This window comes from Nocardia sp. NPDC058519 (genome assembly GCF_042719755.1).
Classification (GTDB): domain Bacteria; phylum Actinomycetota; class Actinomycetes; order Mycobacteriales; family Mycobacteriaceae; genus Nocardia.
The window spans coordinates 81,318-97,420 of the sequence record NZ_JBHXNK010000029.1 but is presented as its reverse complement, the minus strand read 5'-3'; the positions used below and the strand labels follow the sequence as shown (position 1 = coordinate 97,420).

11 protein-coding genes are annotated in these 16,103 nt (G+C 68.0%); 6 read left to right on the top strand and 5 right to left on the bottom strand.

Features of this window, described 5'->3' with window-relative positions; all coding sequences use genetic code 11:
- The first annotated feature begins 585 nt into the window (after positions 1–585).
- Entirely contained in the window at positions 586–2,340 is a 1,755-nt protein-coding gene (locus ACFWPK_RS27220) for a DUF2339 domain-containing protein (RefSeq protein WP_378920451.1), read from the top strand.
- Positions 2,341–2,443: 103 nt separating this feature from the next.
- On the opposite strand, the gene ACFWPK_RS27215 is transcribed toward ACFWPK_RS27220, so the two are convergent.
- The 3 genes from ACFWPK_RS27215 to trmB are packed head-to-tail and all read right to left on the bottom strand — an operon-like array spanning position 2,444 to position 8,055.
- Positions 2,444–6,538, bottom strand: coding sequence for an MMPL family transporter (locus ACFWPK_RS27215; protein ID WP_378920449.1), 4,095 nt, complete (start codon positions 6,536–6,538; stop codon positions 2,444–2,446).
- Positions 6,539–7,255, bottom strand: coding sequence for an NYN domain-containing protein (locus tag ACFWPK_RS27210; RefSeq protein WP_211300370.1), 717 nt, complete (start codon positions 7,253–7,255; stop codon positions 6,539–6,541).
- Complete coding sequence (trmB, locus tag ACFWPK_RS27205) at positions 7,252–8,055, bottom strand: tRNA (guanosine(46)-N7)-methyltransferase TrmB (RefSeq protein ID WP_378920447.1); 804 nt, start codon at positions 8,053–8,055, stop codon at positions 7,252–7,254. Before trmB ends, ACFWPK_RS27210 begins: the two co-directional genes overlap by 4 nt.
- A gap of 134 nt (positions 8,056–8,189) precedes the next feature.
- On the opposite strand from trmB, the gene ACFWPK_RS27200 reads away from it, so the two are divergent.
- The 4 genes from ACFWPK_RS27200 to ACFWPK_RS27185 all read left to right on the top strand — a co-directional run bounded on the left by ACFWPK_RS27200 (position 8,190) and on the right by ACFWPK_RS27185 (position 13,263).
- Entirely contained in the window at positions 8,190–9,299 is a 1,110-nt protein-coding gene (locus tag ACFWPK_RS27200) for a hypothetical protein (protein WP_378920445.1), read from the top strand.
- Positions 9,286–10,767, top strand: a complete 1,482-nt coding sequence (locus ACFWPK_RS27195) for a hypothetical protein (RefSeq protein ID WP_378920443.1) — start codon at positions 9,286–9,288, stop codon at positions 10,765–10,767. The genes ACFWPK_RS27200 and ACFWPK_RS27195 overlap by 14 nt, the downstream gene beginning before the upstream one ends.
- Before the next feature lie 250 nt (positions 10,768–11,017).
- The gene (locus ACFWPK_RS27190; protein WP_378920441.1) at positions 11,018–12,847 is read left to right on the top strand and encodes a phosphoenolpyruvate carboxykinase (GTP); all 1,830 of its coding nucleotides are present in this window, start codon (positions 11,018–11,020) and stop codon (positions 12,845–12,847) included.
- Positions 12,848–13,083: 236 nt separating this feature from the next.
- Entirely contained in the window at positions 13,084–13,263 is a 180-nt protein-coding gene (locus ACFWPK_RS27185) for a hypothetical protein (RefSeq protein WP_378920439.1), read from the top strand.
- Here ACFWPK_RS27185 and ACFWPK_RS27180 read toward each other — a convergent pair.
- A complete protein-coding gene (locus tag ACFWPK_RS27180) occupies positions 13,260–14,717 on the bottom strand; it encodes an aldehyde dehydrogenase (RefSeq protein WP_378920437.1) in 1,458 nt (485 codons plus the stop codon). The genes ACFWPK_RS27185 and ACFWPK_RS27180 overlap by 4 nt on opposite strands.
- 211 nt (positions 14,718–14,928) lie before the next feature.
- Here ACFWPK_RS27180 and ACFWPK_RS27175 point away from each other — a divergent pair, with 211 nt between their 5' ends.
- On the top strand, positions 14,929–15,225 hold the full coding sequence (locus tag ACFWPK_RS27175; protein WP_378920435.1) for a hypothetical protein: 297 nt from the start codon (positions 14,929–14,931) through the stop codon (positions 15,223–15,225).
- On the opposite strand, the gene ACFWPK_RS27170 is transcribed toward ACFWPK_RS27175, so the two are convergent.
- Positions 15,226–16,026 carry a class I SAM-dependent methyltransferase gene (locus ACFWPK_RS27170; RefSeq protein WP_378920433.1) on the bottom strand — a complete coding sequence of 267 codons (801 nt, stop codon included), beginning with the start codon at positions 16,024–16,026 and terminating at the stop codon, positions 15,226–15,228.
- Between the last annotated feature and the right edge of the window lie 77 nt (positions 16,027–16,103).

Here is a 16,103-nt window from a genome sequence, read left to right as displayed (position 1 = left end):
ACGGGCAGGAAGGAGACTCGGTTGAAGCTTTGACCGCCTGACCAACTGCGGTCACGCGGGGATCATCCCGTTACACCACGCATTTGGACTTGACCTGAGTTCATCGCGCTCGGCGCCCGCATGGGTCAGCTGGGGGGCGATCTGGATGTGCTGTCCGCGCAGTTGCGGGCGGAGGTATCGCCTGTCGCGGGTGCGGCCCCAGATGCCGGAGGCGCGCAAAGTGTTGCGAGGCAGTCAGTTCCGGGTGCGGTTCCTGGATATGTAGCTCCGGTTGGTGGCCCGGTGTACGGGTCGGCGGGTGGGCGGCACGGCGGGCCGATGGGTGCCGCGCCGTACGCGCCGAGTGGAGTGCCTGCGAATTGGGTGGGTCCGGCTGGGGCGCACGGTGGCCGTGCTGCGCCGTACGGTGGCCGTGCTGCGCCGTACGGGTCGGGAGGGGTCCCGGCGAATTGGATGGGTCCGACTGGGCCGCATGGTGGGCGTGCTGCGCCATACGGGCAGGTAGGGCAGCCGCCGGGTTGGGCGGCCGGTCGGCCTGGGGATGCGGGGCGTGGCGGGAAAGTTGGGCCTGCGCGGGAGGCCGGGGTGCCGTGGTGGCAGCGGGAAGGGGTGATTTCTCGGGTGCTGGCGGTGGCCGGGGTCGGGGTGACCTTGGTCGGGGTGTTGATGCTTTTGGTGTTGGCCGCGCAGGCGGGGTTCTTCGGTCCGGTGGCGAGAGTTGTTGCCGGAGCCGGACTGTCGGTGGCTCTGGTTGGCCTCGGCTGGCGCGTGTTCGGGCGGCCGGGTGGTCGCGTTGGTGGAATTGCCTTGGTGGCCACCGGTATTGCCGGGTTGTATCTGGATGTTGTCGCGGTCACCGGGTATTACCGGTGGATTCCAGGTGGAGTCGGGCTTGCGGTGGCGCTTGTGGTGGCGTTGGCCGGGGTGGGGATCGCGGTGCGGTGGCAGTCTCAGCCGTTGGCGGTGGGGGTGGTGCTGGGGGCGGCGGTGTTGTCACCGGCGTTGACCACCGAATTGATGTTGCTCGGGTTCTTGGTGGTGTTGCAGGCGGCGGGGGTTCCGGTGCAGATGCGCAGGGATTGGCCGGTGCTGCACGTGGCACGCACCTTGCCGGTGGTGCTCGCTGTGCTGGGGCTGGTGGCGCTGAGCGGGATCGAGGGGGCGATCTCCGGCACGGAGGCGGAGCAGCGGCAGGGGCTGCTGCTCGCCGCGATCGCCTGTGCGGTGGTCGGGCTGGTCGGTGCGCTGCTCGCCGTGCGGCGCAGGCCCGGCGACATCACCGCGAGCATCACGATCGCGCTGACCGCACTCCCGGTGCTCGCCGCCGCCGTGCTGTTCGACCGCGTGGTGAGCGCCTCGATCACGGCCGTACCGGCCACCGTGCTACTCGGCCTCGCGGCCACGCTGATTCCGCGCCTTTCGGCTGAAATCCGTAGGCACGCGGAGTCGCCGGCAGGCCCAACGAAAGCCGCGACAGCTCCCGACGCACTTTCCGGCCACGCGAACGCTGCAGCCCTGGCCGGCCCCGCAAGTGCCGCGGTGGTTCCGGGTCCCGAGGGTCCCGGGCTTGTCGGACCGTTGCGGATTGCGCGGCACACGGCGCTGGTTGCGGGATTGACCGGAGCCGTCGCCTTGTTGCAGACCTGCACCATCGCGTCGGGCGGTCACCCTCGACTGCTGCCGACCATGTTGTTCGCGGTCGGCCTCGCGTTCCTGGCGGTTGCCGCGGCGAGTCGCACGCGGGTGGCCGCTGGGCTCGGTATCGCGTTCGCATTGCTGGGCGGGCTGGTGATGCTGGCGATCGCCACGCCGGAAACGCTTGCACTGCAACGACTTGCCGACGACAAACTCGATGTCTCGACGGCGGTGGCCGCGGTGGTCGGGCTTGGCGTGGCGGCGATGGTGGCGTGGACTGTGCCGCGGTTGCCACGGTGCGACGATCCCGCGCTTGTCACCGGTGTATGGATCGCGGTGAGCATCGCCGGGCTGTACTACGTGTTGGTCGCCGCGGTGTCGTTCGGCGTATCCCTAGGCGGCGCGGACGGTTTCATTATCGGCCACAGCCTCGCGACCATCGTGTGGATGGTCGCGGCGACCGGCTCGCTGTTCTACGGTCTGCGCCGACTGTCCAGTTCGCCCGCAGTCGCGAAAGTCTGCTTGGTCTCCGGCCTGCTGGTCGCCGCGGCCGCACTGGCGAAACTGTTCCTGTTCGACCTCGCGACCCTGTCCGGCCTGGTCCGCGTCACGGCCTTCCTGGCGGTCGGAATCCTGTTGCTACTCACCGGAACCCGCTACGCCCGCGCCTTCGCCGACGCCGCAACCCCGCGTCAGACCCCTTGAGAAACCGAAAACCGACCCGGCCGCAAACCTGGTGTGCGCCCTACTGAACTCCGTGTACAGCTTGGGCCGGGCGAACATCCGTCCACCGGCGATCCCCGAACTCTCAGTCGTCCTCACGTCGACGCAGAAGTTCGTTCACGCTGACAGTCCGGCCCTCGTTACCGGAATGGCGACCCTCGTCCGCGGGTGTACCGCGGCGAGACGAGCGCAACTGAGCCATCCAGTTCTCGATCTCATTGCGGGTATCCGCCTGGGGTTCGCCGGATTCCGGTGCGGTGGAATCGGTTTCGACCGAGGCCGACGGGGCCGGGTCGGAAGGCTCCGAGGGCGAGGCGGCGGGGGTCGGGACGGCGGTGAAACCGGAAGGCGCCTGCCACTGACCCGGGGTGCCGGCCTGGTCGGTCCGTACCTCGTCGGCAGGTTCCCGATCCGGTGTTGCCAGTGAATCCGGCTGCCGGGGCGAAGGCGCGGTTTCGCGCTCGACCTCGGTGAATCCCGGTGGCGCCACCTGCGGACGCAACACGCCTGCCGGGCGAGTCGAATCCGGCTGGGCACCAGCTGGATTCGATGCACCGGCGAAGTTCGCCGGTTGCTCCACGGCGGGACGGGCACGGTCGCTCGCACCGTCCGCCGAGGAGGGCGTGACCGGCGAGAACCGCGGTCCGCTGTCCTGGTCCGGCGTATTGAAACCGCGTGGCGTGCCCGGGCTCGTCATGCCGTTGTTCCACGGGGTGCTCGGCTGCGGTTCGACGGGCACCGCAGTGCCGAAAACGCTCTGCGGCGGGATCGGCGCATCGGGTTGGGTCTGCGCGCGAGCCGCGTTGCCGGGGTAGGACTCGGCGCGATGCGCGCCGGGTGCCGCGGAGAGGTCGGGACTCGATGGCTCGAATCCGTGCGAATCCGTGTCGCGCACTGCGGCATCAGCCTGGTCGGACGGACGGCTCGGCTCGGCCGGGGTGCCCGAATCGGGTGCGGGAGAGTCGGGCGTGACCGGCCGGAGATTCGACGAGGTCACCGGGCTGAACCCACTGAAGGTTCCGCTCGGCGGGGTTTCGCCCGCCCGAGGTGCCGGTGTCGACTGGCTCGGCGGCGTATTGACGATCCTGGGTGCGGGCGGTGGCACGATCCCGCGGGGCGGCGGGGTCACCATGCTCGGCCTGGCCGGGGGGACGATGCTCGGCCGTTGCGGCAAATCCGCTGGGGGCGTACCGAATCCGACGCCATCGCCGGTCTCGTCGGGCGTCGACACCCGGGGTGCCGGCGGAGTTTCGCCGATCACTCCTGGCGTGTACCCCGCGGGCGGCTGCACGCGTGCGGAGCCGCGCGGCGGAACACCGGTGACGATGCCGGGCAGGTCGAGGCCGGACCCGCTGTCGACCGGGCCGGGGCGGGAGATCGAAGGGCCACTGGGGGTTTCGGCGTCCGGCGCGGTGGTACCGGCGTTGCCGTTCGTCTGTCCGCGCCCGTTGGCGGGGCGAGTGGCACCGCCGGGGCCGGTTTTGGGATCACCGAGGTCGGTGAGAGGTATGGGGGGTGTGCCGAAACTCGGCCCCGAATAGCCCCGGTCTTCGTCCGCGGCCGTATCCGGGGTCGAATCGCCATGTCCCTGGGCGGGATCCGGAGTGTTCGGCTTCATGATCGGGAGAACCTGGGTCGGCTCGCCGGACACGTACTGCGGCAGGTCGAGACCGGAGTCCTCCTGCTTCGCCGCATCGTCCTGATCGGCTTTCGCGGGTGTACCCGGCTTGACCACCGGCAATTCCCGCGTCGGCTCACCCGAGGACAACATCGAGGCGCGGGGGCGCGTCGGATCGGGCGACATCGGCTGGCGCGCACGTGCGGGCTCGGCGGATTCGGCATCGGTGATCTTGTCGATGCGCTGGGTCGGGGCCTCGGCCTCGATCTCGGCGACCGTGCGCGGCCTGCGGGGGGTGCGGGCCAGCTTGGAGTCGGGGACCGCCGTCATCTGCATGGTCGGCGGGTCGGTGATCGGGGTGGTCTTCACCAGGTCGACCACACCACCGTGCTCGGGGCGTTCGTCGTCGAGGATGGGTTCGCCCAGGCCGATCTTCTCCTGGATCCGCTTCATCCACTTCGGCGCCCACCAGCAGTCGTCGCCGAGCAGTTTCATGATCGCGGGGACCAGCAGCATGCGCAGCACGGTCGCGTCGATGAACAGCGCCGCGATCATGCCGTAGGCGATGTACTGCATCATCACCATGTCGGAGAACGCGAACGCGCCGGTCACCACGAGCAGGATCAGCGCGGCGGCGGTGATGATTCGCCCGGTTTGGGCGGTGCCTATTCGGACGGCCTCGGTGGTGGACGCACCTTGGGCGCGGGCCTCCACCATGCGGGAGAGCAGGAAGACCTCATAGTCGGTCGACAGGCCGTAGATGATCGCGATGATCAGCATCAAGACCGGCGCGCTGATCGGCTGTGGCGTGAAGTTCAGGAGCCCGGCACCGTGACCGTCGACGAAGATCCACGTGAGGATGCCGAGGGTTGCGCCGAGGCCGAGCGCGCTCATCAATGCGGCCTTGATCGGCAGCACCAGCGAACCGAACGTCAGGAACATCAGGATTGTGGTGGTGACCAAGACGAGCAAGATCATCCACGGCATCAGTCCCATCAGCGTGTCGATGCTGTCGGCCATCAGGGTGGGCTGACCGGTGACGTACATCGTGACGCCGTCGGGTATTTCGATCGAGCGCAGGTAGTCGATCGTCGGCTCGGCGTTATTGGTGGGATCGACCATGGGCGCCGAGGTACGGAACACCTGGGGGTTGGTCGGCGACTTGACCGGCACTTCGAACGGGCTGACCAGCCCGGGAGCTTGATTGGCTTCCTTCCAGACCTTGCCGATCGCGTTGGTGTTGTCCGAAACGAAGACCAGCTGGATCGGGTCGGTCTTCTTCTGTGGGAAGACCTCGTAGAAGTGCTCGAGCGCGGAACGAGCGGGGTCGTCCGGCGGGAGGTACTTCTCGTTGATGCCGCCGAACGCCAGATCCTTGACCGGGATGATCAGCAGGAGCAGGCCGATGGTGATGGGGATGGCGATCTTGAGCGGGTGCTTCATGACCCAGCGGGTCAGGTTGCCCCAGAAGCCGTTCTCGACCTGCTCCGCGGTCTTGGTCTTGCGGAACCGCTTGAGACCGAGCATGTCCACGCGCGGACCGAGGATGGACAGCATCGCGGGCAGAATCGTGACGGCGGTCAGCGCCGCCAGGGAGACGGCCGCGATGGTGCCGTACGCGACCGACCGCAGGAAGCCCTGCGGGAAGATCAGAATGCCGCCGACGCTGGCGATGATCATCGTCGCGGAGAACACCACTGTTCGCCCAGCGGTCATGACCGACCGTCGGACGGCGGCTCTGGTGCCGTAACCCTCGGCCAGCTCCTCGCGGAAACGGCTGACTATGAACAGCCCGTAGTCGATCGCCAGGCCGAGACCGATCATCGAGACGACACCGGTGACGAAGAAGTTGACCTCGGTGAAATTGGTCAGCGCCATCACGATGCCGGTGGCACCGAGGATCGTCAGACCACCGATGATCAGCGGCAACGCGGCCGCGACGATGCCACCGAAGATGAAGAACAGCAGGATCGCCACCGCGGGGAAGGCAATCACTTCCATCCGCTTGGAGTCGTGGTCGAGGGTGTCGGTCAGGGTGACCGCGATGGCCTGTAGGCCCGAGACCTCGACGTCGACGCCGGGGATGTAGAAGACATCCGCCACGGCGCGGTAATTGGCCATCATGACGGTGTCGTTGTCACCTGCGATGGCGATCGAGGCGAACGCGTGCTTTTTGTCCTTGGACCCGAAGGCGGACGGCACGGAGGGCGCGTCGCCCACCTTCCAATAGGTGCCGTTGATCTTGCCGATCTGATCGGGGTGTTCGGCGACGGCGGTAGTCAGGCTGTCGACGATCTTCTTCGAGAACTCCGGGTCGTCGATCGTCTTGCCCTCTGGAGCGTTGTACATGACGATCACGTCGGCGTTGTGGTCGCGCCCGTAGGAGCCGTCGGCGATCTGCGCTCCCTGCACCGACTCCGAGCCCGGATCGAACCAGCCGCTCTGAGATAGCCGAGGCCCGAGCCCCATGCCGTAGGCACCCAACGCCAACATGGCTCCACCGACAACCACGATGACGGCGAAGCGGAACCGATAGACCAGATCGCCCCAGCGGGTGAACACTTAAGCGACTCCTTGACCAGGGCGAGAAGTGAGTAGTGCCGACAGCGGCCGGAAAGGCTGCAGCCACGCACCCTCGTCGGGCAGCGACTCGAGACTCACCCGCGGTAGCGGTTCCCGGAACACGCCGGGGATGTCCTCGAGGTCGACGAACCCGAGGGTATCCGAAGTGACCGCCCAACTCGCGTGCTCACGGAATCCGAGCACCTGAGCTGGGATTCCCTTGGCCGCGATGGCCTCCAGCGGTTCACGGAACGCCTGACCATCGGCCGAGGCGACCATGATTCCGGCTAAACCACCGTCGCGTTGACGGGCCGCGATGTGCGCGAGCATGTCGGCGTCGACATCGGAGTCTTCATCGATCTTGGGCTTGGCGAACACCGCGAAGCCGACATTGCGCAGCGCTTCCACCCAGGGGCGGACCACGTCGGCGGTGCCGGGCGCGATATTGGTGAAGACGGTGGCCTCGGCCTCGATGCGCCCCTTGGAGGCGACCGAGATCTCGGCGGTGCGGGCCAGCAACCAGCGGCCGAGCGCGTCGAAACGGGGGCGATAAGCGGCGGTGGGACGTCCACCGAGGATGGCGCCGAGCCCCATGTCGAGGTTCGGCGCGTCCCAGACCAACAGGACACGCCGAACATCGGAACCGCTCAACGCCTCGGAACCGGAGCCTGCCTGGGCGGGCACCGGCATCTCGGGGGCGATCTCACTCACGCTCATCTGTCGATCTTCCCCCATATGAACTCGTTGATGGCGCTACCGGCGCGCAGGCCTTTGCCTTCGAACTTGGTGACGGGCCGTTCGAAACCGATCGGCGCGGTCGTGCGGTTGGCGGCACTGTCGCCACCGGTGGTGTCGTTCAGGCCGGTGAACAGCGGTTCCTTGGAGCCTACTTCGAGAATATGCTCGGCGTAATCCGCGTGGTCGGTAGCCACGTGCAGCACCCCGCCGGGCTTGAGTCTGCTGGCGATCAGGGCGAAGGTCGGCGCCTGGAGCAGCCTGCGCTTGTGGTGGCGGGCCTTCGGCCACGGGTCAGGGAAGAACACCCGAACGCCGATCAGCGATTCCGGGGCAACCATGTTCTCCAGTACGTCGACGGCGTCGCCGCGCAGCAACCGGATGTTCTCGATCTCTTCGCGCTCGATCTGCTGAACCAGCTGGGCCAGACCCGGCTGGTAAACCTCGATGCCGATGAGGTTCAGGTGCGGTTCGGCCTTGGCCATGGCGGCCGTCGCGGTGCCGGTGCCGGTGCCGATCTCGATCACCAGCGGCGCCTCGCGCCCGAACCAGGCGTCGGCGTCGACGGGATCGTTGGACACATTGCGCCCGATCACCGGCCACGTCTTGTCCCATGAGGCCTGCTGGTTCGGCGTCAGCGCGCCCCGCCGCGTGCGGAAGCTCGTGACGCGGGGGTACAGCCGGGAGCCGGTGAGCGAGCGTCGGCCCGCGTCGTTCGGCATCTCCGACAGCTTGTGGCTGGTCGGCTCGGCGTGGTCGGCGGCGTCGTTCACGTCGACCATTGTCCAGCATGCGCACAGCCGCGTCGCAGGCGAGTTCGTGCGACCGCTGATCCGCCCAGGTCGGCAGAAGGTTCGCCCCGGCCCCTGCTCGGCCCGGATCTGACACAATGCCCTCCGAAAAGGGGGTGTGCGCAATGCCGACAGTCACCGAATTCGCACAGACACGGCCCGCGGACCAGCTCGACGAGCTGATCTCGGTTCTCAGTGCAGGTCGCGGGGGTGATCCGGGGATCGCCGACCAGGCCGCGGCCGCCGCGGCGCGCCGTCGCCGTCCGCTGCACATCCAGATCACGGGACGTGCCCTCAGCGGGCGGACCACCGTGCTGGCCGCGCTGGCGTTGTTGTCGGCGCAGGAGACCGCGCCGGTCGATCAACCCGAGCTGCCGGACCCGGTGCTCGACGGCGATCTGGTCATCTATGTGCTGGCCGGTGCGCCGCAGGCCGCCGACTATCGCCTGCTCGCCACCGTGCCGCAGGGTCGCGGTGTGGTGGTGCTCAACAAGGCCGACGCGGTGGGCGCGCGCTGGGGCGAGGCCGTGGCCGCCGCGCAGCGGCACGCGCAGGAACTCGGGCTGCCGATCGTGCCGATCGTCGCCTCGGTCGCGGCCCGGACCAGGGCAGGTGCGGTCAGCGCCGACGACCTGAGCGATCTGCGCAGGCTCGCGGTCGGCCCTGATGTGCCCTCGGTGCTGGCTGCCGATCTGTTCATCGGCAGCGGCTCCGACCAGGAAGCGCGCAGGCGGCTGATCGCCAACTGGGATCTCTACGGCGTCGACTGCGCGCTGTCGGCCCTGCGCGCCGACCCTGACCTGCCCGCCTCGGCGCTCATCCAGATCCTGCACTCCGCGAGCGGGATCGATCCGCTGCACAAGCTGGTCCACCGCCGGTACGAGCAGGTGGAAGCGGTGCGCGGCGGTGAACTGCTCGACGAGCTCACCCGGCTGGCCGCCCGCGCGGTCCCCGGCGACGGTGGACGAGGCCGCGAGCTGATCGAGCACTATCTCGCCGGTGACGAAGCGCTCTGGGCCGGATTGTGCGCCGGATTGGCCTGCCCGCAGGTCTCGCATCTCGCCGCCGGCTACCCGTCACCGGCGCCCGTCGACGCCGACGAGGCGCTCGCCCGCGCCACCCGCTGGCGTGCCGTCGTGTCCAGCGACATGCCCCCCGCTGCCCGCCGCGCCGCGCTGCGCGTCCACAACGGCTATGTCAGAGCCTGGGAGCGGATGTCCAGTGCAGGCCTCTGAGGTCCCGCCCGAACAAGGATCGGCCGAGGATCCGGCCGCCCTGCCCTCAGCGGTGGACGCGGTGATCGACCGGTGGAACCCGCAGGGCGGCGCGCTGCTCCGGGCGATGGCCGAGGCGGGCGAGGGCACCAGCATCACCTTCTACGCACCCGACGACGCCAACACCACCCTCCTGCGCACCGAACTCGCCCGCTTCGAACCCCATATCGAGCTGGCCGACCCGGCCGCCCTCACCCCCGAAAACGAACCAGCCGCAGCCCTGATCCTCTTCGACGCGGGCAGTGTCCTCGGCGCCGACATGTTCGCCCTGATCGACCGCCTCCGCGCCGCCGACCAGCGAATCCTGCTCGCCATGAACGGCTTCCACGCCTATCAGGACTGGCGCGCGACCCGCGCCCGCAATCTCGAACTGCTCGCCGCGCGCGGCATCACCGACCTCGACATCGTCGCGGTCTCGGCGCGGCTGTCCGCCGCGGCCCGCGCCACCGACGACTCGGCCCTGCTCGATCGCTCCGGCGTGGCCGGACTGCACGCCACCCTCGCCGCGGCCACCGCGCGGCGACCAGCCGACGGTGCCCAACGCCGAACCGCCGTCCGCGCCCGCGTACTCGCCGACACCAGGGCCAGAATCGACGAACAGATCACCGCACTGCGCTCGGGCACCGACACCGCGCGGATCAGAGAGGAACGCATCGGTCTGGTCGCCGAGCGCGACGGCGGCCGTCAGACCGGTCTGGCCGCCGTGCGTAGCCAGGTCCAGCTCGCCCGCGTCGACCTGACCACCGAACTCGGCGCCATGGTGCGCGCACTGCACACCCGGTGCCGCGCCGAGCTCGATCGCTGCGACCGCGCCGACCTGCGCGCCTACCCCCACCGCTTGCAACAGGCGGCCGGTGAACTGTCGGTCGCGGTCGACGCCGTCATCGACGAGCGGGTCATCGAAGCCGCCCGCCGGATCGGCACCGCCGCGCCCGCCACCCGGCGCCGCGATCCGGCGCCTCGGGTCGGTCCAGATCCCGACAAGAGACACCGTGGTGTCGAAGATCACCTCATGATCGCGCTCGGCGCGTCGGCGGGTGTCGGCCTCGGCAGGTTGATCGTTGCTCCGCTGTCGCTGGTCCCGACACTCGACGTGGCGAGCGTCCCGGTGACGCTGCTGCTCGGCGCGGGCGCGGCCGCCTGGGTCGTGCGCGCCCGCGGCCAGCTCGCCGAACGCAACCACATGGCCCAGTGGGTCTCCGAGGCACTGGTGAATATCAAAGCCCAGCTCGAACAGCGTGTCGCCGCGGTGCTGGTGGATATCGAGGCCGAACTGGCCGAGCACGTGGTGCGAGAATCGACCGCGCGGGCGGTGGCCGTGGACCGGCGTGTCACCGAACTCGACGCGCTCGCGCGCAGGCTCGTCGCGGAGCGTCCCGCGCAGCTGACCGCGTGCGAGCGTGACATCGTCACGCTCGATCAGCTGTGAGCGTGGGATTGACCGATACACCTGTGGGTACCTGTTAGGGAGCCCGATGCCGTATCGGTGGTCATATCGCGTTAACCTTGAGGCAGGAACCTGGGCGTCCGCTCTTGCCAGTCGATGCGCGGCCACCGTCCGTGTACGGCCTTCCTCAGCCGTCTATCGGGGTTGTGCGACGGTTGGTCACTGCGGACGCCTTACCCGCCCATGGTGGCGATCGATGGATCGAACAACCGCCCATCTCAGGAGAGTTTTCATGACCTCAGCGACCATTCCTGGTCTTCGTGGATCCGACGGCAAGGCGCCGACCGAGCACAGTGAACTGCTCGCCTGGGTACAGGAAGTCGCAGAGCTCACTCAGCCCGCTCGCGTGGTCTGGGCCGACGGCTCCGACGCGGAATGGGATCGCCTGACCACCCAGCTGGTCGAGGCAGGCACCTTCAAGCAGCTCGACGAGAAGAAGAAGCCCAACTCCTTCCTCGCGCTGTCCGATCCCTCCGATGTGGCCCGCGTCGAATCGCGCACCTACATCTGTTCGGCCACCGAAGCCGAAGCCGGTCCGACCAACAACTGGGTCGACCCCGCCGAGATGCGCGCCACCATGACCGAGCTGTACCGCGGCTCGATGAAGGGCCGCACCATGTACGTGGTGCCGTTCTGCATGGGCCCGCTCGGCGCCGAGGACCCCAAGCTGGGCGTTGAGATCACCGACTCCGAGTACGTGGTCGTCTCCATGCGCGTGATGACCCGCATGGGTGCCGCCGCGCTGGACAAGCTGGGCACCGACCGCCCGTTCGTGAAGGCGCTGCACTCCGTCGGCGCGCCGCTCGCCGAGGGCCAGGCCGACGTGCCGTGGCCGTGCAGCGACACCAAGTACATCACCCACTTCCCCGAGGACCGCGAGATCTGGTCCTTCGGTTCGGGCTACGGCGGCAACGCGCTGCTCGGCAAGAAGTGCTACTCGCTGCGCATCGCCTCGGCGATGGCCCACGACGAGGGCTGGCTGGCCGAGCACATGCTGATCCTCAAGCTGATCTCGCCCGAGAACAAGAACTACTACGTCGCCGCCGCGTTCCCGAGCGCCTGTGGCAAGACCAACCTCGCGATGATCCAGCCGACCATCCCCGGCTGGCGCGCGGAGACCCTCGGCGACGACATCGCCTGGATGCGTTTCGGCAAGGACGGTCAGCTCTACGCCGTGAACCCGGAGTTCGGCTTCTTCGGCGTCGCGCCGGGCACCAACAACAGCTCCAACCCCAACGCGATGGCCACCATCGACGCGGGCAACACCGTCTACACCAACGTCGCCCTGACCGACGACAACGATGTGTGGTGGGAGGGTCTCGAAGGCGACCCGCAGCACCTGATCGACTGGAAGGGCAACGACTGGACCCCCGAGTCCGAGGGCCACGCCGCGCACCCGAACTCGCGCTACTGCACCCCGATGTCGCAGTGCCCGATCCTGGCGCCGGAATGGGACGACCCGCAGGGCGTGCCGATCTCGGCCATCCTGTTCGGTGGTCGCCGCAAGACCACCGTCCCGCTGGTGACCGAGTCGTTCGGCTGGGAGCACGGCGTGTTCATGGGCGCCACCATGGGCTCCGAGCAGACCGCCGCCGCCGAGGGCAAGGTCGGCACCGTCCGCCGCGACCCGATGGCGATGCTGCCGTTCCTCGGCTACCACGTGGGCGACTACCTCAACCACTGGATCGACCTCGGCAAGAACGCCGACTCGAACAAGCTGCCCAAGATCTTCTACGTCAACTGGTTCCGTCGTGGCGACGACGGCCGCTTCCTGTGGCCCGGATTCGGTGAGAACTCCCGCGTGCTGGAGTGGATCGTCGGCCGCATCGAGGGCCGCTCGGGCGCCACGGCCACCGCGGTCGGCAATGTGCCCTCGGCCGCCGATCTCGACCTGAACGGCCTCGACGTGGTCGCCGCCGACGTCGACGAGGCGCTCGCGGTGAACGCCGACGAGTGGCGCAACGAGATCCCCTCGATCGAGGAATGGTTCGAGTTCGTCGGCGACAAGCTGCCCTCCGGCGTGCGCGACGAGTTCGAAGCACTCAAGGAGCGCTTGGGCTGATCCGCCCCGTAAACACAGAACCGCCCGTACCGTTTCGGTACGGGCGGTTCTGTTTGTCCACAGTTCGTCGGACGATTTCCGCGGACTCTTTCTGGGTACTTCTGTCGGTGTCAGAGAGTCGCTGGTGGCCTCAGCGGCGATGTCGCTTATATTGCCTCTCGAGCTGAAACTCCTGCGAGACTCCTGCACCGCCATGCGGTCAACGACGAGATCGACGCTGAGAGGTGGTTTGACGCATGACCGATCTGGTGACCGGATCCGAGTCCGACACCTATTCGAGCACGCCCCTACTGCGCGTGGCGGGCCGCCTGGAGCGGGTCCTGCCCCCGGGCTGGCGGGTCGAGGTCGTCGACCTACCTGCCCGGGGTGAGGTTGCCGCGCAGCCGGTACTCCGGGTCCATATGCCGGAGAACTAGGAAGCGGTGGGCGCAGTCCATCCCATGGGCATGAGCACGGACTTCTGTTCGCAGAAGGCGTCGAGGCCTTCCGGGCCGTTCTCGCGGCCGATGCCCGAGTTCTTGTAGCCGCCGAACGGTGCGGTCGGGTCGAAGGCGTACCAGTTGATCGCGAAGGTCCCGGTGCGGATCCGGGCCGCCACCTCGACGCCGTGCTCGATATCGGTGGTCCACACCGAACCGGCGAGACCGTAATCGGAGTCGTTGGCGATGGCGATGGCCTCGTCCTCGGTCTCGTACGGGATCACCGAGAGCACCGGGCCGAAGATCTCCTCCTGGGCGATGGTGCTCGAGTTGTCGACGTCGGCGAAGATCGTCGGCTCCACGAACCAGCCGCGCTCCACACCCTCGGGCCTGCCGCCGCCGAGCACCAGTCGCGCGCCCTCGGCCTTGCCCTTGGCGATGTAGCTCTCCACGCGGTCGCGCTGCTTTTCGCTGATCAGCGGGCCGAGCACGGTCGCGGGATCGGTCGGGTCGCCGGTCTGCATGGTCTTCACGTGCGCGACCAACGCATCGACGATCTCGTCGTAGCGACTGCGCGGGGCGAGAATTCGCGTCTGCGCGACGCAGCCCTGACCGCTGTTCATCAGCCCGGAGAACGCGAGCACGGGAATGCTCGCGGCCAGGTCGACGTCGGGCAGCACGATCGCGGCCGACTTGCCGCCGAGCTCCAGCGACACGGTCTTGAGCTGCTCACCCGCCAGCGCGGCCAGCTTCCTGCCGACGGGGGTGCTGCCGGTGAAGGTCACCTTGTCGACGCCGGGGTGGCCGGCGAGGTATTCACTGGCCTCGGCTTCGGCGGGCAGCACCGAGAGCACGCCGTCGGGCAGGCCCGCCTCGGTGAAGATGTCGGCGAGGATATTGGCGGTCAGCGGAGTCAGCGGCGACGGCTTGAGCACCACGGTGCAGCCGGCCAGCAACGCGGGTCCGAGCTTGTTCGCCGCGAGGAACAACGGGACATTCCAGGCGGTGATCGCGGCGACGACACCGCGCGGTTCCCGTGAGACACGCGAGGTTCCGAACAGGCCGACCCGAGTCTCGTTCCAGGCGAAGGTCTTCGCGAGCTCGACGAGCGCGTCCAAAGCCGCGACGGCGGGAATTTGATTGAGCGTCAAGGCCGCTAACGTCGTCGCGCCCATCTCAGCGGTGAGTGCGGCGAGCAATTCCGGCGAACGCTGCTCGATCAGCCGGGCAACCTTGCTGAGTACCTCGGCTCGTTCCAGTGGGGGCGTCGATGGCCACGGCCCGCTGTCGAACGCGTCGCGCGCCGCGGCGACGGCCGCGTCGACATCGGCGTTCGTTACCGCGGGCACGCTGCCTACGGTCTCCTCCGTTGCAGGGGAGACCACAGAAATGCGGTCACTACCGGCCGGGGTGGTCCACTTCCCGCCGATGAACAGACTGTCGTAGTGCATGAGAACACGTTACAGTTTTGCGGGCGAATTGTCTGCAACCTGTTCTAATTCGCTGTGGCGCAACGACTGTGAAGATTGCGAATTCCAACCTGTCGGTTCGCTTTTCGGGGAAACGCACTATTGCGTTCCGGTGGTGAAAAGGGGATGCTTTAGCTACTGATCAGCTCGCTCGATTCATCGGACATTAACAGCGAATTGGGGAGACCGACTCATGGCTGTGCAAGTGATCGGCCGATCGTTGATGACCAGCGACCAGACCGACCATCAAGCGAAAAGTGTGGGCAGTGGCGGATGGGTCGTCTCATTCCTGCCGGGCCGCACGCTGACGATCGAGCAGGCGACTGCCGCTATCCAGGCCGCTGAGGCGGTCGCGATGGTCGGCGCGCTGGCCGATCAGGTCGGCCTGACCACGTTGGAGACCGTAGGCCTGGCGATTCAGGAATCGCCGTGGGTCAGGGTGTTGCCCGAGCCGATACGGAGGTCACGCCGCTTGAGCTGGCTGGCGTGATCACGCTTTGGTGGCAACCACTACCAAGTTGCTGACCAGTAGCTCCCGGATCACCGGAACTCGGACGAGCCACCAGGCCCAGCGCGGGTGATAACGCGGAAAAATTGTCCGCACATCAGCTGAAGTCGTTGCCGCCCAGTGCAACCCATCTGCCGCCGATACCGCGAACAGTGATCGCCCGAACCTGTTCTTCGGTTCGTGTCCGTGCTTGCGCCGGTATCGGCGGGCCGCGAACTCGCCACCGAGGTAATGCCAGAGGCCGGTCTCGTGACCACCGAACGGTCCGTGCCACACCGTGTACGAGTACACGATGAGGCCGCCGGGCTTGGTCACCCGCACCATCTCGTCCGCCATCAGCCACGGCTGCGGCACGTGCTCGGCGACGTTGGAGGAGAAGCAGACGTCGAAGGCGTTGTCGCGGAACGGCAATGCCATCCCCGACCCGCGCACCGAACCGGATACCCGCAGCCCGGCCGCGTGCATCTCCGACGGGTCGGGCTCCACCGAGACATAGCGTGCGCCTACCGCGGTGAACTCGTCGGCGAAGTAGCCGGGGCCACCGCCGACGTCGAGGATCACGGTGCCGGTGAGGTCGCGGCCGGTGATGTCGGCGTAGAAGTCGCCGATCAGCGCGGCGCTGTCGGTGGCGATGCCGCCGTAGAAGCGGGCCGGGTCGGACTGCTCGAAGCGGAAGCTGGTGAGCAGGCGCAGCGAGCGGCGCAGGTCGGCTCGGCGCGCGAACCTGGATCGGTCGCGTCGCGCGACGGGCTGCTCGGTTCTCGGCTTGGTGGCGGTCGACACGGGCAGGAGTTTATTGGGAGCGCATTCGGGTGCGGCAGGTGTGGGGTGCGTTGGGGGCATGATCACGCGGTCTGGGC

Bases quoted from the DNA above. Each gene is read 5' to 3' on its own strand.
- ACFWPK_RS27180 (WP_378920437.1), bottom strand. From the start codon at position 14,717: ATGCACTACGACAGTCTGTTCATCGGCGGGAAGTGGACCACCCCGGCC.
- ACFWPK_RS27210 (WP_211300370.1), bottom strand. From the start codon at position 7,255: ATGAGCGTGAGTGAGATCGCCCCCGAGATGCCGGTGCCCGCCCAGGCA.
- ACFWPK_RS27185 (WP_378920439.1), top strand. From the start codon at position 13,084: ATGACCGATCTGGTGACCGGATCCGAGTCCGACACCTATTCGAGCACG.
- ACFWPK_RS27200 (WP_378920445.1), top strand. From the start codon at position 8,190: ATGCCGACAGTCACCGAATTCGCACAGACACGGCCCGCGGACCAGCTC.
- ACFWPK_RS27190 (WP_378920441.1), top strand. From the start codon at position 11,018: ATGACCTCAGCGACCATTCCTGGTCTTCGTGGATCCGACGGCAAGGCG.
- trmB (WP_378920447.1), bottom strand. From the start codon at position 8,055: ATGGTCGACGTGAACGACGCCGCCGACCACGCCGAGCCGACCAGCCAC.
- ACFWPK_RS27175 (WP_378920435.1), top strand. From the start codon at position 14,929: ATGGCTGTGCAAGTGATCGGCCGATCGTTGATGACCAGCGACCAGACC.